The sequence below is a fragment of the Pseudomonas sp. P2S-1 genome (assembly GCF_057197725.1).
The window spans coordinates 1,344,827-1,368,013 of the sequence record NZ_CM170068.1; the positions used below are offsets into that span (position 1 = coordinate 1,344,827).

General features: G+C 66.4%; 17 protein-coding genes. 11 read left to right on the forward strand and 6 right to left on the reverse strand.

The window, feature by feature from the left end; genetic code table 11:
* Window positions 1-35 precede the first annotated feature (35 nt).
* Entirely contained in the window at window positions 36-5,864 is a 5,829-nt protein-coding gene (gene mnxG / locus AC2CQI_RS06130) for a manganese-oxidizing multicopper oxidase MnxG (RefSeq protein WP_484579536.1), read from the reverse strand.
* 190 nt (window positions 5,865-6,054) lie between these two features.
* Complete coding sequence (locus AC2CQI_RS06135; protein WP_484579537.1) at window positions 6,055-6,666, reverse strand: lytic transglycosylase domain-containing protein; 612 nt, start codon at window positions 6,664-6,666, stop codon at window positions 6,055-6,057.
* Window positions 6,667-6,868: 202 nt separating this feature from the next.
* Between AC2CQI_RS06135 and gspG the strand changes: the two genes are divergently transcribed.
* The 3 genes from gspG (at window position 6,869) to AC2CQI_RS06150 (ending at window position 9,485) form a co-directional block, all read left to right on the forward strand.
* Window positions 6,869-7,303 carry a type II secretion system major pseudopilin GspG gene (gene gspG / locus AC2CQI_RS06140; RefSeq protein ID WP_484579538.1) on the forward strand — a complete coding sequence of 145 codons (435 nt, stop codon included), beginning with the start codon at window positions 6,869-6,871 and terminating at the stop codon, window positions 7,301-7,303.
* Between the two features lie 14 nt (window positions 7,304-7,317).
* A complete protein-coding gene (locus AC2CQI_RS06145; protein WP_484579539.1) occupies window positions 7,318-8,505 on the forward strand; it encodes a type II secretion system F family protein in 1,188 nt (395 codons plus the stop codon).
* Between the two features lie 80 nt (window positions 8,506-8,585).
* Window positions 8,586-9,485, forward strand: a complete 900-nt coding sequence (locus AC2CQI_RS06150) for a sterol desaturase family protein (protein ID WP_484579540.1) — start codon at window positions 8,586-8,588, stop codon at window positions 9,483-9,485.
* Here the strand turns inward: AC2CQI_RS06150 and AC2CQI_RS06155 are convergent.
* Window positions 9,462-10,136 (reverse strand): helix-turn-helix transcriptional regulator, encoded by a 675-nt coding sequence (locus tag AC2CQI_RS06155; protein ID WP_484579541.1) that lies wholly within the window; start codon window positions 10,134-10,136, stop codon window positions 9,462-9,464. The two genes, AC2CQI_RS06150 and AC2CQI_RS06155, sit on opposite strands and share 24 nt — an antisense overlap.
* Window positions 10,137-10,490: 354 nt before the next feature.
* Between AC2CQI_RS06155 and AC2CQI_RS06160 the strand changes: the two genes are divergently transcribed.
* The 8 genes from AC2CQI_RS06160 (at window position 10,491) to AC2CQI_RS06195 (ending at window position 20,046) form a co-directional block, all read left to right on the forward strand.
* Window positions 10,491-11,624 (forward strand): ornithine cyclodeaminase family protein, encoded by a 1,134-nt coding sequence (locus AC2CQI_RS06160; RefSeq protein ID WP_075805690.1) that lies wholly within the window; start codon window positions 10,491-10,493, stop codon window positions 11,622-11,624.
* 35 nt (window positions 11,625-11,659) lie between these two features.
* A complete protein-coding gene (locus tag AC2CQI_RS06165; protein WP_484579542.1) occupies window positions 11,660-12,082 on the forward strand; it encodes a RidA family protein in 423 nt (140 codons plus the stop codon).
* 22 nt (window positions 12,083-12,104) lie between these two features.
* Window positions 12,105-13,400: an NAD(P)/FAD-dependent oxidoreductase gene (locus AC2CQI_RS06170; protein WP_484579543.1), complete on the forward strand. Its 1,296-nt coding sequence runs from the start codon at window positions 12,105-12,107 to the stop codon at window positions 13,398-13,400.
* Between the two features lie 277 nt (window positions 13,401-13,677).
* Window positions 13,678-15,261 (forward strand): methyl-accepting chemotaxis protein, encoded by a 1,584-nt coding sequence (locus AC2CQI_RS06175; protein WP_484580588.1) that lies wholly within the window; start codon window positions 13,678-13,680, stop codon window positions 15,259-15,261.
* Window positions 15,262-15,472: 211 nt separating this feature from the next.
* The gene (locus AC2CQI_RS06180; RefSeq protein ID WP_484579544.1) at window positions 15,473-16,432 is read left to right on the forward strand and encodes a helix-turn-helix domain-containing protein; all 960 of its coding nucleotides are present in this window, start codon (window positions 15,473-15,475) and stop codon (window positions 16,430-16,432) included.
* Window positions 16,433-16,492: 60 nt separating this feature from the next.
* Window positions 16,493-17,401, forward strand: a complete 909-nt coding sequence (locus tag AC2CQI_RS06185; RefSeq protein ID WP_484579545.1) for a SphA family protein — start codon at window positions 16,493-16,495, stop codon at window positions 17,399-17,401.
* A gap of 10 nt (window positions 17,402-17,411) precedes the next feature.
* Complete coding sequence (locus AC2CQI_RS06190) at window positions 17,412-18,593, forward strand: MFS transporter (RefSeq protein WP_484579546.1); 1,182 nt, start codon at window positions 17,412-17,414, stop codon at window positions 18,591-18,593.
* A 13-nt stretch (window positions 18,594-18,606) separates the two neighbouring features.
* Window positions 18,607-20,046: an amidase gene (locus tag AC2CQI_RS06195; RefSeq protein ID WP_484579547.1), complete on the forward strand. Its 1,440-nt coding sequence runs from the start codon at window positions 18,607-18,609 to the stop codon at window positions 20,044-20,046.
* Window positions 20,047-20,170: 124 nt separating this feature from the next.
* Here the strand turns inward: AC2CQI_RS06195 and AC2CQI_RS06200 are convergent, their stop codons facing one another.
* From AC2CQI_RS06200 to AC2CQI_RS06210, 3 genes are read right to left on the reverse strand one after another with little or no spacing between them, the layout of a single operon-like run.
* Window positions 20,171-20,938 (reverse strand): ABC transporter ATP-binding protein, encoded by a 768-nt coding sequence (locus tag AC2CQI_RS06200; protein WP_075805683.1) that lies wholly within the window; start codon window positions 20,936-20,938, stop codon window positions 20,171-20,173.
* Window positions 20,935-21,987, reverse strand: a complete 1,053-nt coding sequence (locus tag AC2CQI_RS06205; RefSeq protein ID WP_484580589.1) for a FecCD family ABC transporter permease — start codon at window positions 21,985-21,987, stop codon at window positions 20,935-20,937. Before AC2CQI_RS06205 ends, AC2CQI_RS06200 begins: the two co-directional genes overlap by 4 nt.
* 5 nt (window positions 21,988-21,992) lie before the next feature.
* Window positions 21,993-23,057 carry an ABC transporter substrate-binding protein gene (locus AC2CQI_RS06210; protein WP_484580590.1) on the reverse strand — a complete coding sequence of 355 codons (1,065 nt, stop codon included), beginning with the start codon at window positions 23,055-23,057 and terminating at the stop codon, window positions 21,993-21,995.
* Between the last annotated feature and the right edge of the window lie 130 nt (window positions 23,058-23,187).

The following is a 23,187-nucleotide window of genomic DNA, read 5'->3' on the forward strand; positions in this document are numbered from 1 at the left end:
CCATCCATATGCGCGTTTGTTCATGGCGCTGCTCCTCACTGGGCTGGCGGTGCCGGTTCAGGGTCGTTGGTCACCCGCAGCAGCCCCCAGAGCCCGGCGGTGTTGCCGTAGGCGGCGTAGTCGCGGAACAGGTAGTCGCCGGGGATCGCATTGATGCCCCCGGCGCTCGGGTGCATGAAGCTGAAGTGCGCCGCAGGCAGCACGCTTTCATGAGCGCCGATGAACATCGACATCGGGTTCCAGCCGAAACGCACCGAACCCACGCCGGGCGCGCCCATCGGGTAGCCACCGGTATCGCTCTTCTCCGACACGAACGGGTTGACCGACCAGACGTGCCCGTCGAGCTGGAAGGTGGTGCCGCGGCTGCCACCGGTCGGCATCAGGATATGGGTGCGGAACGGCTGCCCCGGCCTGGCGTAGAGCACCGGAGTTTGCGGATCGCCGCCCACCAGCGCATTGCTGTAGGCCATGTGGGCATTGGGCACGTCGCCGTAGCCGGCACCATCGGCGTGGCCGAACGGCGCGTCCGGGGCCAGGCCGAAGCGATACCACAGCGGCTCGGTCTTGTAGTTGATGGCCATGCTGGAGTTGTCCTGCGGGTCGGTCGGTACGCCCATGCCTTCGGCGGCAATGCCTTCCACCGGCCGGCCATTGGCCCAGCGCTGGTTCAGCGCCTTCTGCCAGACCATGGCGAAATCGCGGTACGGGGTTTGCCCCGGTGCGGTCACCGTGGCGTTGACCTTGCGCGCGTCTTCGACCCAGGTGGCGCCGATCGGCAGGATGCTCATGGCGCCACCCAGGCCTTTCTGCCCCTGCTTGATCACGTCCGCCGGGGTCAGGTTGAGGCCGCCGAACTCGACTGCCGTGGCGTTGATGTTGTCGACGCTGCGGCCCACCTGGGTCACCGGTTTGCCTTCGCGCTCCAGGTGCCCCGCGTAGTACTGGTAGGTGCGGGTCGGCCAGGCGCCGCTGTTGCCGACCCGGGGTGGCACGGTCTGGATCGGGTTGGCACCGACGTTGACGCCGTCGGACTTGGTGATGTCGTAGGCCAGCAGTTGCGCATGCAGGCCAACGTGGCTGGACGGCCGCATCAGGTTGTTGCTGAAGGTGGTCGAGCCGGTGCCGGCGTTGCGGTCGCGCTTGACCACGCCCTGCATCACGGCGGTCTGGGTCAGGTCGGGCATGACGCTGGGCAGGCGGTTCTCCAGGGTGATGTTCAGGCAGTCGCCGGCCGCTGCACGCAGCACCAGTGGCTCCACCGGCACGCCGGCTTTCAGCTTGCCGCTGACCGGGTCGAGATCGGCCTTGCGTACGTACAGGATCGCGGTCGGATCATGCAGCGGGCCGCTTTGCCCGCCGATGGTCATGGTCACGCCATCCTCGGGGTCGGTCACGGTGACCTGCGGGATATTCACTGGCCGCGCGTTGTAGACCAGGGTGCCGCCCGCCGGATTCAGCGGGCCGCCGACGTGCTGGCCGAGGCCGGCCGGGTCGCCGATGGTCAGGCCCAGGGAGTTGCCGAGGATGTCGTTGGCCAGCGCCGCGACCACTTCATAGTTGCGCTGCACCGTCGGCCGGGTGCCGATGCCGTTGGGGTTGGCGCTGATCCGCGGGCAGGTGCCGTCGAAGGCCACGGTGTTGCGCATGCCCGCCGGTTTCGGGTTGTTGGGCAAGGCGAACAGGTCGGCGCGTTGCGCGGTGTAGTTGCGCATCACGCCCCAGATGCCGCTCCAGTAGCCTTCCAGCGAGGCGTCCATGGAGTACAGGTAGTCGCCGGTGGTCGCCGCCGAACTGGAGAGCATCGAGACCGGAGCGATAAAGCCCATCTGCTCGGAGATCCCGATCATCTGCGAGGCGCGCCAGCCGGAGTTGGAGCTGTTGCCGAACCCGGAGCCGCTTTGCAGCCATTTCACCCCGTGCAGCGTGACGTTGTGCTCCTCTTCATGGCCGCCGGCATGCACCCGCAGGCGCACGTTGTCGCCGGTGTAGGTGCGCAGCATCGGGGTGAACGGGTCGCCCGGCTCGGCGCCGCCACGGTTGATGTGCGGCGGGAACAGGGTGGTGCCGCCGGTAGGCCCGGTGGCGCTGGTGATCAGGTTGGGCGCCAGGTTCATCGCCGGGATGGCGCGGTCGGTGCGGCTTTGCAGGGCGTAGGAGAGATCGCCGCCAAGGCCGTCGGCCTGCATGCCGCGCTTGCCGTCCGGGCCGACCTTGTTCGGGTCGTAGACCCGCAGGGCCAGCGGCTCGTTGCGGTAATTGATGACGAACATGCCCGGGTCATCCACCGAGATGGCTTGCGGGCACGGCCGGGTCGGGCACCCCGGGACCTGGCCGCCCTGCACTTCGAGGATGCCTTCGAGCAGGTTGCTGGCGTTGTTGCGCACCGGCGGGTTGATGGCGTAGCGGAAGCTGTCCGCCGTGGCCGGGAACGCCTGTGGATTGGGCACGCCGTTGGGCCCGGCACCGACATACACGCCGGCTTCATAGGCGTGCTGGAAGTCGCTGTATTCCAGGAAGAACTCGCGGAAGCTGTCGTTCTTGCCGTCGCCGTCCAGATCACCGGTGGAAATCACTGCCTGCCACGAGGTCGGACCGCCGTCCTGGCGCGCGCCGCTGTACAGCGGCTCGCCGGTCTCGGCGTGGAACCAGGTGGAGCCGGCAGGCTCGGCGAGCACGGTGGCGTACAGGCCGATCTGCTGGTGGGTCGATGGGCCGAGGTGGTCGTGGGTAAAGATGGTGCCCAGGCCGCGATCGACGCCCTTGGTGTTGACCACCGGGTCGACGAACCAGCGCTGCATCGCGGTCCGCGCCCCGACCCAGTCGGCCCGGCCGAACTGGCCGAAGTACGGGTGGTTGCGGGCTTTCGGGCAGGCCGGGGTGCCGTCGCGCGGGTCAGCCTCGCTGCATTGGTTGAAGACGCGAATGGCATGGATGCGCTCTTGCACCGCGCCGGGGGAAAGCACGCCGTCTTCGTAGTTCCAGCCGTTGGCCGAGCCGTCGGCGGCGGTCAGGTCCCATTTCGGCAGATGGATATGCTGGCCGATCACGTCGGTGGGCGTGCGCACCTGGTAGTCATCCATCTCGTAGGTGGCCGGGACCAGGTTGGTCTGCTGGTACTGCACGCAGTCGAAGGTGTTCATGCGCATCACCAGCGGCTCAGGCGGCCGCTGCTTGGTGATCACCGGCCAGGCGTCTTCCCACAGGGCGAGGATGCGCGCCTGCGGGAAGTGGTAGCCGACCTTGTTGTACACCGCGTCGAACTGGATGTTGGCGGCCTTGTAGACCCGTGGGCGATCGGCGGTGTAGGTCGACGAGCCGGTGAACGACAGCCCGTCCATGCGCTCGCCGCTGTTGAACTCGCCGAGGCCGGCGCTGCTGGTCAGGCGTTTCTGCCGGTCATCCATGCACGGCTCGTAGTACGGCGCCCCGGCCACCGGCAAGGCGCCGTTGGTGCGGAAGTTGCGCGCGACGATCTGGCTGCCGGGCAGCAAGGCGTAGCTGGGGTGGTCCTTTTTCGCGTGGAAGGCCATGGCGGCCTGTTCCACCTCGGTGCCCTCCTCCGGCAGGTACAGCGGCTTGGCCCGGGTGACTTCCTTGGAGAAGTCCAGGGAAGTGGTGATGGTGTGCGCCTCGCCGCCGGCCGAGAAACCGTCCAGCGAGTGCCGGCCAAGGCCGCCGTCCCAGCCGCCGGACTGCGCCGGGTCGATATTGGCCCACAGCGCCTTGCCGCTGTTCTTCAGGGCCTGGGCCTTGGCGGCGTCGAGCATGTCCAGCGGTGGCGTCGGCGGGCGCTGGCCGACCGAGCTTTCCATGCCGCCGATCCAGAACGGATAGCCGGGGTTCTTCAGGCTGCCGTCGGCATTGCGGTTGGCTTCGCTGCGGTCCACCAGGGCCAGCGAGCCGATGGCCTGGGCGCCGCCACCGTGATGGCCGCCGTCGTCATCGTCCTCTTCCTCGTCATCATCATCGTGGTTGCCGGCGATCAGGGTCTCGCTGATGCGTGGCACCACCGCCACCTTGCCCGGCATCGGCGCCATGGCCTTGCCCGGCAGCGGCACCACGGCAGGGATCGGCGTACCGGCGATGATCTCGCCATCGGGCAAGGCCCGGGCACCGGCTGCCGGCTTGCCGCTGCGCAGGGCGAAGGGTTCGGTGTGGTAGCCGTCGTTGCCCTGTTGCGAGACTTCCAGGCGGGTACCTTCCTCGAACACATCATGGACCCGCCACATGGCCCACATGCCCTGGGCGAAGTGCGGGTAGAAGTGGCAGTGATAGATGGCGTCGCCGGCCACGCGGTTGCGGTTGCCCGAGCCGCCGTTGGCGATTTCGTAGGTGTAGCCGGCGCCCGGGCCGATGCCCTGGGCGTCCACGTAGTCGGAGTTGTCGTCGTTGGGGTTGAACAGCCATTGATGCCCGTGCAGGTGGAAGATGTGTTGCTCATGGCCGTTGTGGGTGTTGCGGAACTTGACGAAGTCGCCGATGTAGCTGTGGTTGACGTTCGACGGCTCCGACGGGTACAGCGCCATGCTCGCCTTGACCCCGATCTGGTCGGCACGCGGCACTTCGCCGGGGCGGATGTTCTCCAGGCCGGCGTTGGCCGGTACGTCCACCAGCATGGCGACGTCGCCGACGGTGTGGGAGCTGAGGAAGAACTCTTCGTAGGCGCACGACAGGCAGTCATGCATCGGCCCCACGCCCAGGCGGTTGGCAACCACTTCGGCGCCCATGCCGCCAGAGCCGTAGTTGATCATGAAGGAATCGCGGGTCGGCTCCAGCACATGGGCCATGACCGGGTCGTCCCAGTACGCCGGGAAGGCCTGGGTGGCGGCGGTTTCGTCCTGGAATTGCGAGGCGAAGTCGCGGAACGGTTCGAGCCGGTTGGGCACCGCCGGGTTGCGCTTGCCAACGGCTTCCAGGGCGTAGGTCGAAGGCGGGAAGCTGCCGTCGGCGTTGCTACCCATGACGATCGCATCGCTTTCGCTGGAGACGATTTCATTGCCGTCGACCATGTTGATGATCGGCGTGCCGGCCTTGCCTTCGCGGATCCACGGCTCGCGCTGCGGGTAGCGCGCCTGGTAGTCGACGATCGGCTGGCCGGTGGGCGCGCGGCCGGTGGAGGCCAGGCGCATTTCTTCTTCGGTGATCGTGTTGCGGTAGCTGCGCCCGCCCTTGGGCATCACCACCACCTCGCCAAACAGGCCGTTGGCGACGTTGCCGGCATCGCCCTCGCCGCCGAAGGTCGCGCCACGGCTGCTGGCGGCAAAGGCGCCCTCGCGCTCGGCGTACAGGGTGTAGCTGCGGCTGCCACCAGGGGCGACCAGGGTATTGGCGTTGCGCCCGGTGAAGCTGGCGATGTCGTCGATGCTGTTGACCGCCTGCAGGCCGTTGACCTGGAAGCCGACATGGCGGTCGGTGACCTGTTCATCGACCTTGAAGTCGTCGTTGCGGATGTCCTCTTCGCCTTCGACCTCGCCCTCGTCGCCCTGCTCGTGGCTGCCGGGGTTGGCCTGGTAGGCCAGCAGGTTCTGCAGGTTGATGGTCAGGCAGTCACCGGCGGCGACCCGCAGCACCAGGGGCCGCGGACGCTTGTCGGGGCGCAGCGAGACCTTGCCCGGCACGGCGGCGCCGCCGTCGGCCAGCGAGCGGTCATGTTCGTCGACCACATCGCGGCGCAGGGCGAACATCATGCCGTTGGCGTTCTGCGCGCCGAGGCGGTTGAACATCAGCGGCTGGTCCAGCGCCACGACGTTCGCCACCAGGTTGCGTTCGCAACGGGCGGCGGCCGTGGCCGCCTGCATGCCGAGCAGCTGCGTGGCCAGCAACAACAGGGTGAACAAGTGATGAGCCTGGGGAATGCCGGTCATGATCAAGGACCTCGCTGTAGGCGCTCATGGGGGATGATTCTCACTGGAACCAGCCGGAGCAAAGCCTGTGCCACAAAAAATCCCTATTAATTTCAGTTGCTTGCATCACCCACTTGAGGGATCGGGGGATATTCCCCACCCGTTTCCCCACTTTGCGCAGCACCGGTCTTCACCCATTGTTGGGGAACGCTCACAGCGGCGCGTCCACGGCCAGGCCCTGCAGGCGCCGGTACTGGCGCAGCACGCTGGGGACATAACGCTGGGTTTCGGCGAACGGCGGAATCACTCCGCCGCGGCTGAGCACGGCTTGCGGCCCGGCGTTGTAGGCGGCCACGGCGAGGCTGATGTCGTTGTCGAACAGGGTCATCAGGCGCTTGAGATAGCGGGCGCCGCCCTGGATGTTGGCCTGGGGGTCGTAGACATCGGCCACCCCCATTTCCCGTGCGGTGTCGGGCATCAGTTGCATCAGGCCACCGGCGCCCTTGCGCGACGTGGCGCTGGCGTCGTAATTCGATTCGTTCTGGATCACCGCGTGGAGCAGCGCTTCCGGCAGGCGATTGGCCTGCGCCGCCGCCCGCACCAGCTCGGCGTAGGGCTTGCCGGCGATCAGTTGCGGCTGGGATTCGACGCTGGCTTGCGCCGTCCCGGCATCGCGGATGATCCGTTCATAGTGGCGCCCGGGGCGGTGGACGTTGGACAGGACGTAGCTGCCATTGGCATCCACGGAAACGAACACGTCGGCGTGGACGATGCTGCTCAGCAGCAGTCCGCCGAGCAGCGTGGTGGTAAGTGATCTGGTCATGCAGGCCTCCCCGACCAGCCCCGAAAAGTGGGGGTTATGCCCCAGTCGCCGGTCGTGGATCAGCCCTACGCAAGCACCATGCCGCAAGTGCCAGGCCACGCCTTTCGCGGCGTGCGGCAACATGCCGGGCATGAGCACGGCTATTGCACGGCTATTGCATAAGTCCTTTCGGCACCTGCGCCGCCAACTGCACGAGGTCATCATGAATCAGCACCTGCGTTGTTCCCCTCGCGCCCAGCGCGGCTTCACCCTGCTCGAACTGCTGGTGGTCCTGGTGGTGCTCGGGCTGTTGGCCGGCATCGTCGCGCCCAAGTACTTCGCCCAGTTGGGCCGTTCCGAGGTCAAGGTGGCCAGGGCGCAGATCGAGGGGCTGGCCAAGGCCCTGGATCTGTATCGCCTGGAAGTCGGTCACTACCCGTCCACCGAACAGGGCCTGCAGGCGCTGGTCAGCGCGCCTAGCGACGAGTCCCGCTGGACCGGCCCCTACCTGCAGAAAAGCCTGCCCCAGGACCCATGGGGCCGCGCCTACACCTATCGCTATCCCGGCGAACACGGCGAATACGACCTGCTGTCCATGGGCAAGGACGGCCAGCCCGGCGGCGACGGCGAAAATGCCGAAGTCACCAGCTGGCAATGACCGGAGCCGCAACCATGCGCTATCACCTCAAGGCGGTTGGCAAGGCCGGTGTGGTTTCGCTGACGGTCGAGGCCCCGGGCGACGGCGAAGCCCGGCGCATCGTCGAGGACCAGGGCCTGCGCGTGCTTAGCCTGCAGGCCGAGCGACACTGGCGGGCATTGCGCCTGCGCCGGGCCGAGGCCTTCAACCTGGTGCTGTTCAGCCAGGAGCTGACCACCCTGCTCAACGCCGGCCTGCCGTTGATCGACGCCCTGGAAAGCCTTGCCGAAAAGGAAAGCGCGCCCCAGGCCCGCAAGACCCTCGGCGAACTGGTGCGCCTGCTGTATGAAGGAAAGTCCTTCTCCCAGGCCTTGGCCCAGTTGTCGGCGGTGTTTCCGCCGCTGTATGTCGCCCTGGTGCAGTCCAGCGAAAAGACCGGGGCCGTGGGCGAAGCGCTGGGCCGCTATGTCGGTTACCGCCAGCGCATGGACGAGGTACGGCAGAAGATCATCAGCGCCTCGGTCTACCCGCTGCTGTTGCTGGTGGTCGGCAGTGGCGTGGTGTTGTTCCTGATGGGCTACGTGGTGCCGCGCTTCAGCCTGGTGTTCGAAGGGCTGGGCAACGACCTGCCCTGGCTGTCACGGATCCTGATGAATGGCGGGCTGTTCCTGCATGCCCACCAGGGTGAATTTCTCGCCTTCGCCGTCGCGGCCATCGGCGCCCTCGCCGTGCTCCAGCGCCGGCCGGCGTTTCGCCGCGGCCTTGATCGCCTGATCGAAAGGCTCCCGGCCGTGCACCAGCGCATCGTCATGTATGAACTGGCGCGTTTCTACCGTTCCCTGGGCATCCTGCTGCAAGGTGGCATTCCCCTGGTCACTGCCATGGGCATGGTCCGAGGCCTGCTCACCCCCGCCTCCCGCCAGCGCCTCGACCAGGCCTGCGAGCGGGTGCGCGAGGGCCAGTCGCTGTCGACCGCGCTGGAGCGCAACCAGTTGGTCACCCCGGTGTCGCTGCGCCTGCTGCGGGCAGGTGAGCAGTCAGGCAATCTCGGGCTGATGATGGAGCGCAGCGCCGACTTCTACGACGAAGAAGTCAGCCGCTGGCTGGAATGGTTCGTGCGCCTGTTCGAGCCGCTGCTGATGACCTTTATCGGGTTGCTGATCGGGGTGATCGTGATCCTCATGTACATCCCGATCTTCGAGTTGGCGTCGAGTATTCACTGACGCCGGATGCGCCGTTTTTACAAGCGCCATGCCTCGCCGGCGCTTGAAAATCGTGGCTCCACTCGTTCTGGAGCCGCGAAATGCGCTTTGTCTACGCCCCGCTGTTTTTCTTCGGATTCATCGGCACTGCGGTGCTTATCACTGACCGGGGCGCCGGCCTCGGCTGGTTGCTGGCGTTGTTGCTGGTGGCGATTGCCGTAAGCCTGCTGTGCGAATGGCGCTGGTCCTATCGCCCGCACTGGAACCGCGATCGCCGCGACCGCCTGCGGGATGTGCTCCACGCCAGCGTCAACGAATCCCTCAACGTGCTCAGCATCGCCGCGATCCCCCTTATTGCGCCGTGGCTGCCGGACCTGGGGATCTGGCCCGCCGACTGGCCGCTGGGCCTGCAATTGCTGCTGGCGATTGTCGTCGCCGACCTCGGGATCACCCTGGTCCACTACGCCAGCCACTGCTCGGCGCTGCTCTGGCGCCTGCATGCGGTGCATCACAGCGTCACCCGCATGTACGGCTTCAACGGCCTGATGAAGCATCCCCTGCACCAGTTGCTCGAAGCCCTCGGCGGCACCCTGCCCTTGCTGCTGTGCGGCTTGCCCCAGGAGGTCACGGCGCTGCTGGCGTTCAGCATCTCGATCCAGTTGCTGCTGCAGCACAGCAATGTCGACATGCGCCTCGGCGTGCTGCGCCATGTGTTCGCCTGGGCGCCGCTGCATCGCCTGCATCACCTGAAGTACGGGCGCCACGGCGATGTGAATTTCGCCCTGTTCTTTCCGGTCTGGGACCGTTTGTTAGGTACGGCGTTGTACCTGCCGGACTATGAACTGGCGGACGACGATCTGGGTATCGGTGACTGCCCGGATTATCCCGTGGACTATGCGGCGCAACTGCTCCAGCCGTTCCATGGCGCCCAGGCAACCCACCCGCCGGCCGTTGTGCCCGCCGGACTGCGCGATGCGCTAGCCGAGTACGCGAAGGTCTAGATGGCGCAGGTTGCGGTCGGCGCGGATGCCGAAGTGCTGGCGGATGCTGCGCGAGAGATGGGCAGAATCGGAGAATCCCGCCGTCGCGGCCGCGTCGGTCAGGCTGTAGCCCGACAGTGCCAGTTGCAGGGCGAAGCGCAGGCGCTGCCAGAGCACCAGGCGGCGCACGGAAAGGCCCAGTTCGCCGCTGAACAGGCGTTCCAGTTGGCTGAGGGACAACGCGGCTGCGCTGGCGATCTCGGCGGCGGGTAGCGCGTCGGCGTCGAGTTGACGGATGCGTTGCAGGGCCTTGGACAGGCGGGGTTGCAAGGGGCGGCGTGGCATTGCGGACAGTGCTGCGATCAGCTGTTCGCTATCCGGGTTCGTTTGCGCACAGAGCTGGCGTAATTCGGGCAGGTCGAAGGCCAGTGGCTCGGCGTACAGGGTCAGGGTGGGTTGGCCGGTCGCAATGATTGCGTGGGACTGGCCCGAGGCGATGGAGAGCACCGGGCCGTGCGCCGGGACGTCGTCGATCAGCGCCTCGACTTGGCCGCTGCTGGCGATCAGCAGTTGGTGGGGGTAATGGGCATGGACGCCGGTCTCGCCTGCCTTGCCGACGATCAGGCAGTAGTCGGTGGCCAGCCAGAGCTGACCTTGCCAGGGTTGGGGCATGGGGGCTCCGGGGGTGGCTTGGGTGGGCAGAGTAGCACCGGTGATTGTGTATTGGCTTTCAGGGCCTCATCGCTGGCAAGCCAGCTCCCACAGTATCCGAGTCGGTCACGGATCCTGCGGTCAACACAAAAACCTGTGAGAGCTGGCTTGCCAGCGATGACGCCATCAGCCCCACCACACCTCCCCCATGTCACGCACAGTCAAACCCGCTGACACGCAGACTCAAGACTTGCCTACCGCTCGTTAGCAACACTCCCCGCCATCGCTCCGCACGCTGCCAACCGGCGCTGCCGAGACCTTCACCCGTCCTCGTCGACACCCAAAACAACACCCGCCGTACCACGAGATCACCCCATGACTACCAAAATCGACTTCATCTACCTTTCCGAGCAGGACATGATCCGCGCCGGTGTCACCGATATGCCGGCCTGCGTCGACACCATGGAGGAAATGTTCGGGCTGCTGTACCGGGGCGATTACCGCATGGCCGGGCCGAACAACGATTCCCACGGGGCGATGATCACCTTCCCGGAGAACTCGCCGTTCCCGGACATGCCCAAGCCCACCGCCGACCGGCGCATGATGGCCATGCCCGCCTACCTCGGCGGCAATTTCCGCACCTCCGGCTGCAAGTGGTACGGCTCCAATATCGCCAACCGCGACAAAGGCCTGCCGCGCTCGATCCTGATGTTCACCCTCAACGACGCCGATAGCGGCGCGCCCCTGGCCTACATGTCGGCCAACCTGCTGTCGGCCTACCGCACCGGGGCGATCCCGGGGGTCGGCGCGCGCCATCTGGCTCGCAAGGATTCGAAAGTCATCGGCCTGCTCGGCCCAGGCGTGATGGGCAAGACCACCGTCGCTGCGTTCATGGCCGCCTGCCCGCAGGTGGACACCATCAAGATCAAGGGCCGCGGCCAGCGCAGCCTCGACAGCTTCATTACCTGGGTCGAGCAGACCTACCCGCAGATCACCACGATCCGCATCGTCGACAGCCTGGAAGAAGTGGTACGCGGCTCCGACCTGGTCACCTATTGCAGCACCGGCGAAGTCGGCGACCCGAGCACCTATCCGCTGGTGCGCCGCGAGTGGGTCAAGCCCGGCGCCTTCCTGGCCATGCCGGCGCCGTGCAGCATCTGCTCGGGCATGGAACAGGACGATATCCGCAAGGTGGTCGACAACACCGGCCTGTACCAGGCCTGGTTCGAAGAGTTGCCGAAACCCGCACACAACTACGTGCCGCTGGTGGGCGTGCGCTTCATGGACATGATCGCCGAGGGTTCGCTGCAGGCCGAACAGGTCGAGGACATCGGCAAGATCATCGCCGGCGACGCCCCGGGCCGCCTGAACGACGAGGAAATCATCCTGATGTCGGTCGGCGGCATGCCGGTCGAGGACCTGGCCTGGGGCACCGTGGTGTACCGCAAGGCCGTGGAACTGGGCATCGGCGTGAAACTGAACCTGTGGGACGAGCCGGTCCTGCGCTGATTTCCCCCTTTATCCATTCAACGAGGAGTTTCCCCATGACCCAGATCACCAAAGTGAAAAGCGGCTCCATCTTCGAGGAAAAGGCCAGCTACTCGCGGCTGGTCGCCGTCGACAACTGGATCTATGTGTCCAATACCGCCGGGCGCAACCCGGACACCAAGCTGATCCCGGAAGACGTGATCGAACAGGCCGAACAGGTCTTCACCAATATCGAGCGGGCCCTGGCCGCGGTCGATGCAACCTTGGCCGACGTGGTCTGCTCGCGGGTGTTCATCCAGGATCCGGCCGATGTGGCGAAGGTCATGGACTTCATCGGCACGAAGTTCCGCGGTATCGACCCGGCCTGTACCGCCACCTGCCCGCCTCTGGGCTCCACGGTCTACAAGGTGGAGCTGGAGGTCACCGCCTATCGCGGCGCGTCGAAAGCCGAAGTCGTGCACATCAACCTCGGCCAGTAATTTCATTCAAAGAGTCTCCCCCATGTCGCCCAGCATCGACCCCGTACAGACCAGCCCGCAACTGCCTTCCGCCACCAGCGTGGTGATCATCGGCGCCGGCATCATCGGCCTGACCGCCGCCCTGACCCTCGCCGAACGCGGAATCCCGGTAGTGGTCGTGGAAAAAGGCCGGATCGCCGGCGAACAGTCCTCGCGCAACCTCGGCTGGGTGCGCAAGACCAGCCGTCACGCCGACGACATTCCGCTGGCCCTGGCCGCGGACCGCCTGTGGGCTCAAATGCCGGAACGGGTCGGCGCCGACGTGGGTTATCGCCAGGCCGGGATCATGTTCATCGCGCGCAACGAGGCGCAGATGAACATGCATGCCACCTGGCTGAAAAGCGTCGAGCACCTGAACCTCGATACCCGCCTGCTCAGCAGCCGGGAAATCGCCGACAAGGTGCCCGGCGGCCAGGGCAACTGGGTGGGCGGGATCTTCACGCAGTCCGATGCCCGCGCCGAACCGACCCAGGCCTCCAGCGCCATTGCCAAAGCGGCCATGGCCAAGGGCGTGGTCATCGTCGAAAACTGTGCGGTACGCACTCTGGTCACTGCGGCCGGCAAGGTCAGCGGCGTGCTGACCGAGCGCGGCGAGATCCGCTGCGACCAGGTGCTGCTGGCCGGCGGCCTGTGGTCGCGGCGTTTCCTCGGCAACCACGGCGTCGACCTGCCGACCCTGCCGCTGACCTGCTCGGTGCTGCGGACCGAACCCATGGAAGGCCCGACCGAGATCGCCGTCGGCGCGCCGGACTTCTCCTTCCGCAAGCACAAGGACGGCGGGTTCATCATCACCCAGCGCGGCAAGCTGGACGCTTTCCTCACCCTCGATCACCTGCTGCTGGGCCGGCGCTACCTGCCGCAACTCAAGGCCCAGCGCGATTTCCTGAAGATCTCCCTGGGCAAGTACTTCCTCGACGACCTGTCATTGGCCCGGCGCTGGAAAGCCGGCGCGGTCAGTCCGTTCGAAAAGGTCCGGGTCCAGGACCCGGCGGCCAACCAGACCCTCAATGACGACGCCCTGCGCAACCTGCGCGCCGCCTGGCCGGTATTCGAACAGGCGCGAATCGCCCAGGCCTGGGCCGGCACCATCGATGTCACGCCGGATTCGAACCCGGTGATCGGCAGGGTCGCAGCCATTCCAGGGCTGACCCTGGCCACCGGCTTTTCCGGCCACGGCTTCGGTACATCGCCGGCGGCGGGTCATCTGGCCGCCGACCTGGTGTCCGGGGATACCCCGATCATCGACCCGGCGCCCTACCGTTTCGAACGCCTGGCCTGAGCCTCGCCGACATGCCCTAGGGATTTCCTCTAGGGCTCTGGCGTAAGGGGCTGAATCGAATCACTCATTTGAAACATCTATTCATCAATACCGGGTACCCTTGGGGAACGATGTCTAACTGACATCATCGAAGAGAGGCGCCAACGCATCAGTTATCCGGTTTCAACCCGGAGCTGCGACGTTGTGTGACCGGGTAGTCGCTCGATGACTGCCAGATTTTTCCCAAGGAGTACCCATGCAGTTCAGGCAAATGAAAATCGGCAAACGGGCCGCCAGCATGTTCACCGTGCTCGGCCTACTGGTTCTGGCTCTCGGCCTGGTTTCGTTGTACGAGACCCGACAGATGGACAAGGCCTCGTCGGAGATCCGCGTCACCTGGCTGCCGTCGGTGGTGACCATGGGACAGGTCGGCACCGATCTGAACCGGGTCCGCGCCATCATCCTGCGCAGCCTGCTCGAAGACCAACCGGAGGCCCGGGCAGCCACCCTCAAGCGTGCCGAGCAAGTGATGCAGGGCATCCAGCAGCCGCTGGATGAATACGAGAAGACCATTTTCGAAGCCAAGGACCGGGAGATGTTCAACGCCTTCGCCAGCGCCCGCGATCGCTATGCCGGCATCCAGGCCAACGTGACCGATGCGGTGCTCAACAACCGCATGGACAATGCCCGGCAACTGGTCAACGGCCCGCTGAGTGACGCCACCGACGCCATGCAGACCGCCTTGCGCAACCTGGTCACGTACAACGTCGGAGGGGCCGAACAGGCTGCCCAGCGCAGTGCCGACGCCTCGGCCGAATCCTTCCTGCTGATCAGCATCGCCCTGGTCGTGATCATGTTCGCCCTGGTCGCCATCGCCACCCTGCTCACCCGCAGCATCGTCGTGCCCCTGGCCGACGCCGTGGCGGTGGCCGAGCGCGTCGCGACTGGCGACCTGACCAAGGACATCCGCATCGAAGGCCAGGACGAACCCGCCCTGCTGCTGACTGCCCTGAAACGCATGCAGGACAGCCTGCGCTCGACCCTGGCGCGCATCAGCGCGTCGTCCGACCAACTGGCCTCGGCCTCGGAAGAACTGCACTCGGTCACTGAAGACACCAGCCGCGGCCTGCACCAGCAGAGCGCGGAAATCGAGCAGGCGGCCACGGCGGTCAACCAGATGACTGCGGCCGTGGAAGAAGTGGCGAACAACGCAGTCAGCACGGCCGACGCCTCCAAGGGCGCCGACCAGACCACCCGCGATGGCCGCGACCAGGTCAACCAGGCGCTGCAATCGATCCAGGCGCTGGTCAGCGAAGTGACCAGCACGGCCGGGGATATCGAGCAACTGGCGGCCAGTGCCAATGAAATCAGCCGGGTGCTGGATGTGATCGGTTCGATTGCCGGGCAGACCAACCTGCTGGCCCTCAATGCGGCCATCGAAGCGGCGCGGGCCGGTGAAGCGGGCCGTGGTTTTGCCGTGGTTGCCGACGAAGTCCGCGCCCTCGCCCATCGCACCCAGCAGTCCACCGGCGAGATCGAACAGATGATCGCCGAGATCCAGACGGGTACCGAGCGTGCGGTCGGCGCGATGCACAGCAGCCAGGGTCGCGCTACCGGCACCCTGGATATCGCCCAGGCGGCCGGTGAAGCGCTGGAACTGATCGCCGAAGCCATCGCCTCGATCAACCAGCGCAACCTGGTGATCGCCAGTGCCTCGGAAGAGCAGGCCCAGGTGGCGCGGGAAGTGGACCGCAACCTGGTGAATATCCGTGACCTGTCGATGCAGACCTCGGCGGGTGCCAACCAGACCAGCGCGGCGGCGCAGGACCTGTCGCGGCTGGCGGTGGAACTGAACGGGATGGTGGCGCAGTTCAAGGTCTAAAGGTTGACATCCAACCCTGTGGGAGCTGGCTTGCCAGCGATTTGGCCGGCATTGACGAAGATGTTGTCGGGGCTGGCCTCATCGCTGGCAAGCCAGCTCCCACAGGGTTCTCAGTGCACTCACTATCCGATTTCGGCAAACCATCCGCTTTGCAACCCGCTACGGAGCAAAACTTGCTTCGTCAGCACTTTCCCGCAAAACGGTTACCGAAATGCCCAGCAGCGTCCTGCACCACCACCAGACCCTGGATATCGAGGAACACGCCGAGCGCCTGGCCGGCTGGCAGTTGCGCTATGACCAGCTCACGCCCGGGCGTTTCGCCGGACAGTTGAGCGAGCTGCGCCTGGACGGCATGCAACTGGTCCGCGACCGGGCCAACCAGGCCATGGTCAAGAACGGCTCGACCTGGACAGGCGCGATCAGCTTCAGCATGCCCCTCGAAGCCCATCCGGGCGACTTCCACTGCGCCGGCCATGCCATCAACGGCCAGAACCTGCTGGTGGCGCGCGGACAGAACCTGCCCGAACTGCGCGCCCCCGCTGGCCTCGACCTGCTCAGCGTCAGCATCGACGAAACCCTGCTGGAACAGACCCTGCACCAGCAAAAGCACAGCTTCGACTTCGATGCCCTGCCCCGCTGTTACCGCTTGCAAGCCGGCGGCAGCCAGACCGGGCTGATCGAGCTGTTCCACGGCCTGTTCGCCGAAAACGGTTTGCAGGCGCCACTTCTGGGACACCAGGCCATCCGCGACGGCATCCGCGATACCGTGCTGATGCACCTGCTCGACCTGGTGGACCAGGACGATGTCCAGCCCCTCGCCCCCAGCGCCCGCAAGCGCATGGTCGACCGCGCCCGTGAGGTGGTGCTGGCCAGCCCGGACAACCCGCCGTCCATCGTCGAGCTGTGCAACCGCATCGGTGCCAGCCGGCGCAAGTTGCAGTACTGCTTCCAGGAAACCCTGGGCATCAACCCCCTCGCCTATTTGCGCGCGGTGCGCCTCAATGCCGTGCACCGCGCCCTGCTCGACGAGCAACCCGCACCGGTACAGGACATCGCCGCTCACTGGGGTTTCTGGCACCTGAGCCGCTTTGCCAATGATTACCGCCAGCTGTTCGGCGAACTGCCTTCGCAAACCCGCCGGCGCAGCCTGGGTTGTGCCGATTCCGGATAACCCGTCGCGGGTCCCCGGCCCCAGGATCGAGGCACAACAACGCCAACACCGGGGATCATCATGTTCAACCAGACAACCGCAGCGCTCCTCGCGCTGTGCCTCAGCAGCAGCGCCATGGCCGTGGAAAACGGCTCGCCCACCACGCCCAACGGGGTCTACGATTTCGGCGCCGGGTTCACCCCGCCTCCCACCCCGACCGGCACTTTCGGCCTGCGCACTGCCTTTTATTCCGCCAATCGCCTGATGGATGGCGACGGCAACAAGGCACCGGTGGATTTCTCCATCGATGTCCTGTCGATCGGCGCGTTCTACGGGCGCATGACCGAGCACGAGCTGTTCGGTGCGCGCTACGGCTACGCCGCCGTGCTGCCGTTCTTCAGCATGAGCGCCTCGCTGGACGTACCGACGCCCTTCGGCACGATTTCCCGGGATGCCCGGGTATTTCGCCAGGCCGACGCCCAGGTGATTCCGTTGATCCTGCAATGGACCCCGGCGCCCAACCTGGGCATCAACACCCAGTTGCAGATCCAGGCGCCGACCGGCGACTACGACAAGGACCGCCTGGTCTCGCCGGGCCTCAATCACTGGACCTTCTCGCCGATCCTCAACGCCACCTGGATCAGCCCGAGCGGCCTGGAGCTGTCGTCGAGCTTCGAAGTGGACGTCAACACCCGCAACCACGCCACCGACTACCGCAACGGCGTCGAGTACCGCCATGAGTTCGCCGTCGGCCAGCACTTCGGGCCGTGGACCGTGGGCCTCGGTGGCTACTACTACCGCCAGCTGAGCGATGACGACGGCCCGAACCTCACCGATGGCAACCGCGCCCGGGTCCTGGCCGTGGGCCCGGCGATCAGCTGGTTCAAGCCGGGGATGCCGCCAGTCTGGCTGCATGCCTACAAGGAGTTTGACGCAGTCAACCGCGCCGAGGGCTACACCGTCGCCCTGCGCTTCGCCCACAGTTTCTGAGGAGCCGGACATGCACCCACACACTCCTCGTGTCGGCCGCGAAGGCGCCGTCCTGGTCCTGGGCAGCAGCCTGACCATCATGGGCGCGGTGATGGTCGCGCCGATCCTGCCGCGGCTGGCGGCCGAATTCGGCCCGGTCACCCCCCATGCCGACGCGCTGATTCCCCTGGCCGTCACCGGCCCGGCCCTGGCCATTGCCCTTTGTGCGCCGCTGGCCGGCTGGTTCGCCGACCGGGTCGGGCGCAAGGCCCTGCTGATCATCGCCACCTTGCTCTATGCGCTGCTCGGCGTGTTGCCGGCGTTACTCCACGACCTGCCATCCATCGTCATCAGCCGCCTGCTGTTCGGCTGCGCCGAGGCGGCAATCATGACCTGCTGCGCCACCCTGATCGCTGACTACTGGCAGGGCGAACAGCGCCTGCGCCTGATCAACTACCAGGTGATCAGCATCGGCCTGGTCGGCGCGCTGTTCTTCGTGATCGGCGGTATGGCGGGCGAGCATGGCTGGCGCGCGCCCTTTTATCTCTATCTGCTGCCGCTGCTGCTGGTGCCGGCGATGCTGCGCTGGTTATGGGAACCGCAGCGACAGGTGCACAGCGGGCAGGACGATCAGTCACGCAGCGCCATACCCACCGTGGCCCTGGGTTACCTGCTGATCTTCGCCGGCATGCTGCTCAACTTCATCGTCCCGGTGCAGGCGCCGGCCCTGCTGGTGAGCATCGGCATCACCTCCAGCACCCTGATCGGCCTTGCTGCCGGGCTGGGGCTGCTGGCCAGTCTCGCCGGATCGCTGTTGTGGCCGCTGGTGCGCACCTACCTGGGGATTCGTGGCGGCAATGCGCTGCTGCTCGCCTTGCTGGCTGCCGGCCTGTGGTGGCTGGGCGCCGCGCGCAGCTACGCCGATGTGCTCTGGGCCGTGCTGATCCACGGGGTCGGCGCCGGTCTGCTGGTGCCCAATGCCATGGCCCCGGTGATGAATGCCCTGAGCGCCCGGGCCCGGGGGCGCGGCCTTGGCGGCTTCACTGCCTGCCTGTACCTGGGCCAGTTCGCCAGCCCGCTGCTGGTCATGGCCCTGGGTGCCGACCTGCGCGGTGCCATCCACTGGCTGGCCTTCGCCAGCCTTGCCGGGGCCTTCGCCTGGGGCCTCGGCGCCACGCTGATCCGCCCAAGCGCTTCCTCCACTGCCCAATGATCCGGAAATCAACATGCACGACATTCAAGCCCTGATGGACCAACACGACGCCACCGGCCTGGCCGGTTTGATCCACGACCGCGAGATCAGCCGTGAAGAACTGCTGGAAGCTGCCATTGCCCGCCTCGAACAGGTCGAACCGCACCTCAATGCCGTTGCCGAAAAGCTCTATGACAGCGCCCGTAGCGCGGTCCCGGTGGACGGAGCCTTCTCCGGGGTGCCAACCCTGGTCAAGGACCTGTTCTCGCCCTTGCGTGAAGCGCGGATGAGCAACGGCTCCCTGGCCTTGGGCGAAGCGCGCCCGGGCCTCGACGACGCGCTGGTTGGGCGCCTGCGCGAGGCCGGTTGCCAGTTTATCGGGACCAGCACTTCACCGGAGTTCGGCACGTCCTACACCACCGAATCGACCCGTTTCGGCGCTACCCGCAACCCGTGGGATACCCGGCGTAGCGCCGGAGGGTCCAGTGGCGGCGCGGCGGCCCTGGTGGCGGCGCGGGTGGTGCCTTTCGCCCATGGCAACGACGGCGGCGGCTCATTGCGCGTGCCAGCCTCCTGCTGTGGCGTGTTCGGCCTCAAGCCCAGTCGCGGGCGCATGCCTTGCGGCCCCTTGGTCGGTGAAGGCTGGGCCGGGATGGGCACGCCTCACGCTATTACCCTGTCGGTGCGCGACAGCGCCGCGCTGCTGGATATCACCGCCGGTGCCGACCTCGGCGCCCCTTATGCCGCGCCTTGGCAGGACATGCCCTTCGTCGACACCCTGCACCAGCCCTTCCGGCCGTTGCGCATTGCCCTGGTCGAGCACCTGGCGCCCTGGACCAGCAGTCCCGAGGCCGTGGCGGCAGTGCGACATGCGGCGCGCTTGTGCGAATCGCTCGGGCACCGGGTCGAGCCGGCGCACTTGCCGGTGCAGCCTTTGGCGTTTCTCGACCAGGTGTTCGATGTAATCGGGGCCAGCACTCGCAGTTACGTCGATCTGCTCGGTGAGATGCGCGGGCGGCCCGTGACATTGGAAGAACTGGAGCCTCGCACCCGGATCATCCTGCGGGAAAAAGGCGGGATCAGCGGTGCGCAGTATTCGGCGGCGGTGGCGGGAATTCATGCGTTAGGGCGGCAGCTTGCCGGTTTTCTGCAGGACTACGACCTCATCCTGACGCCGACGCTTACCCGCGAGCCGCCGCTGATCGGCAGCCTGGACCGGTTCGATGACACGCTGGACCTGGCCGCAGTGATCGAGGACTTCCACAGCTATTCGCCGTTTACCGCGCTGTTCAATGCCAGCGGGCAGCCGGCGATGTCGGTGCCGCTGTACTGGACGCCGGAGGGGCTGCCGATCGGGGCGCATTTCGCCGGGCGCTTTGCCGAGGAAGGGACGTTGCTGGGGCTGGCTGCGCAGTTGGAACAGTTGCAGCCTTGGGTTGGTCGGGTTCCGGCGGTGAATGCGTGTAGAGGCTGATGGCCTCATCGCTGGCAAGCCAGCTCCCACAATGACTGCGTCGGCCGCAAATACTGTGACCGACACAAAGCCCTGTGGGAGCTGGCTTGCCAGCGATAGCGCCCTGAAGAACGCTGCAAAAACCTCAGCCCACCGCCAGTGCCCGGTCCACCAACACCTGCAAGCGATCCCGGGAGCACCGTTCGACCCTTGCCTCCACCCCATACACCTTGGCCAGCAACCCAGGCTCAAGCACCTGTTCCGGCGTCCCGCTGGCCACCACCTGCCCCTGGTGCAACACCACCAGCCAGTCGGCATGACTGGCGGCCAGGTTGATGTCATGCAGCACGGCCACCGCCAACAGCTGGTGCGCGACCACCCGCTCGCGCACCGCATCCATGACCCGCAACTGGTAATGCAGATCCAGCGCACTGGTCGGCTCGTCCAGCAGCAACACCCGGGGATTGCGCGCCAGCAACTGGGCCAGCGCCACCAGTTGCCGTTGCCCGCCGGACAGGCTGTCCAGCGGATACTCCGCCAGATGCTCGATCCCCAGCCGCTGCAAGGCGTCATAGGCAGTCCCGAGCAGGTCCTCGCCACCACTGACGCGCAACGCCGCGACGATACTTTCCAGCACTCCAAGGGCAATCCCCGGCGGCAGTTGCTGGGGCATGTAGGCCAGGCGCCGGGAACGCTCGGCGAAACTCAGCCGCGCCACATCCTCGCCATCCAGGCTCACCCGTCCCTTCATCCGCTCCAGCCCGGCGAGGGCCCGAAGCAAGGTGGACTTGCCCGCGCCATTGGGCCCGACCAGCGCCACCAGGCTGCCTGACGGCAGGTCCGGCAGGCTCAGGTCGCGGATGATCGAACGGGCGCCATAGGCCACGGACACTGCATCGATCGACAGGCTCACAGTTTTCTCCCCCGACGGAATACCAGGACCACGAACACCGGTACGCCGACCAATGCGGTGACGATGCCCACCGGCACGATGACCCCGGGCAGGATCAGCTTGCTGGCGATGGACGACAGCGACAGCAGCAAGGCGCCGACCAGGGCACTGGCCGGCAGCAGGAAGCGCTGGTCTTCACCCACCACCAGGCGGGCGATATGCGGCCCGACCAGGCCGATGAAACCGATGGTGCCGACAAAGGCCACGGCCGTGGCCGAGAGCAGGCTGATGCGCAGTAGCGAGGCGATACGCAAACGCTTGGTATCCACGCCGAAACTGCGCGCCCGGTCCTCGCCCATGCGCAGCAGGGTCAGGGCCGGCGCGGCGCGCAGGGAAAACGGCAGCAGCACCGCCAGCACCAGGGCCAGGATGCCCAGTTTCTGCCAGTCGGCCCGGGCCAGGCTGCCCAAGGTCCAGAACACTAGTTGTTGCAGCACATCTTCGGTCGCCAGCAGTTGCAGCAGCGAAACCAGCGCATTGCAGCTGAACACCAGGGCGATGCCGAACAGCACCAGGCTCTCCACCCCGGCCCCGCGCAAACGGGCCATGGCCTGCAGCAACACCACGGAAAGGCAGGCGAAGACGAAGGCCATTACCGTCACCTGCACGCTCGGCTGGAGCCAGGCGATGCTCAGCGGGTAGGCGATCGCCAGCGACGCACCCAGTGCGGCGGCCGACGACACGCCCAGGGTGAACGGGCTGGCCAGCGGATTATCGAGGATCGCCTGCATCTCGGCCCCGGCCAGGGCCAGCGCCGCGCCCACCAACACCGCCATCAGCGAATACGGCAGGCGCACGTTCCAGATGATCACCCGGTCGGTGGCACTGAGCAGCGCCGGGTCGAAGAGGCCTTCGAGCAGGCGCCCCAGGCCCATGCCCGAGGCGCCACTGGCCAGGTCACCGAGCACCGACAGGGTCAGCAGACCGGCCAGGCCAATTACCAGCCAGGCCCGCCGCCACAGCAGGCGGCGGTAGCGCTGGGTGGCCAGGGCCACACCCGCCTGGGTCATGGCGGTCACTTGGCGTCGATCCAGTACTGGCCATCCAGGCCGACCTTCAGCAGTCCATTGATTTCAGCCATGGTCGCCCTGGGGTCCAGGTCGGCGAACTGTTGCGGATGGATCCAGCGCGCCATGGCTTCCACGGCGAGGATGTTGAACGGCGAGTTGTAGAAGTCATGCCACAGGCCATGGGCCTGGCCGGACTGGATCGGCCGCAATGGGGCGAACTCGGGGCGCGCGGTGATCTTCGCCAGGCTGTCGCGGGCGGTCTGCTCGCTCACGCCTGCACCGAGCAATACACCCGGCGCGCGGTTGCCGGTGGCGATATACACGTCCGGGTCGGCCTTGAGCACGTACTCGACGCTGACATCCCCCAGCGCGCCGGGAATCACGTCGGCAGCGATGTTATGCCCGCCGACGGCCTCGACCACGCTGCCCAGGCCGCTCTTGCCGGTGGTATGCCCCGGCGCCTGCCAGACACCTGGCAGCAGTTCGAGGAAGACCTTGGGCCGTTGCACGTCCTTGAAGCCCGCCACGCGCTCGGTGATCCTGGCCAGATGGCGGTCGTACAGGCTCAGGTATTCCCGGGCCTGCGGCTCGCGGCCGAGCAAGGTGCCGAGGGCTTCCAGGCTGACCCGGGTATTGCGGATCGGGTGCACGCGGAAATCGATGAACAGCACCGGGATCCCGGCCTTTTCCAGCAGGTCAGCCACCGGGCTGTGCTGGGTCGGACCTTCGCCGGCGATGCTGAAGATCGCCAGGTCGGGTTTCAGGGCCAGGATCTGTTCGGCGCTGACGCTCTGTTCAGAGGCCTGGCCGATCAAAGGCAGCTTGGTGATCTGCGGGTACAGCCTGGCGTAGACCTCGTAGGTGTGCGGGTCGAGCAGGCGCATATCGTTCTGCCAGCCGACCACGCGCTGGAACGGGTTTTCCCGGTCGAGCAAGGCCAGGGCGAAGAACAGCCGGCCCTCGCCGAGGACGATGCGTTGCGGGGCATGCTCGACCTGGACCTTGCGCCCGAGCACGTCGGTGACTTCGACGGCACAGGCGGCCTGGGACAGGCCGAGGAGCAGGAGCATGCAGGATAGAAGTCGGATCACGTAAAGCCTCCTCAGTAAAAACAAAATTCGCCAGGTTAACGCCACCCCCTGTAGGAGCTGGCTTGCCTGCGATGGACCGCAAGGCGGTCCCAAAACCATCCAGCACGAG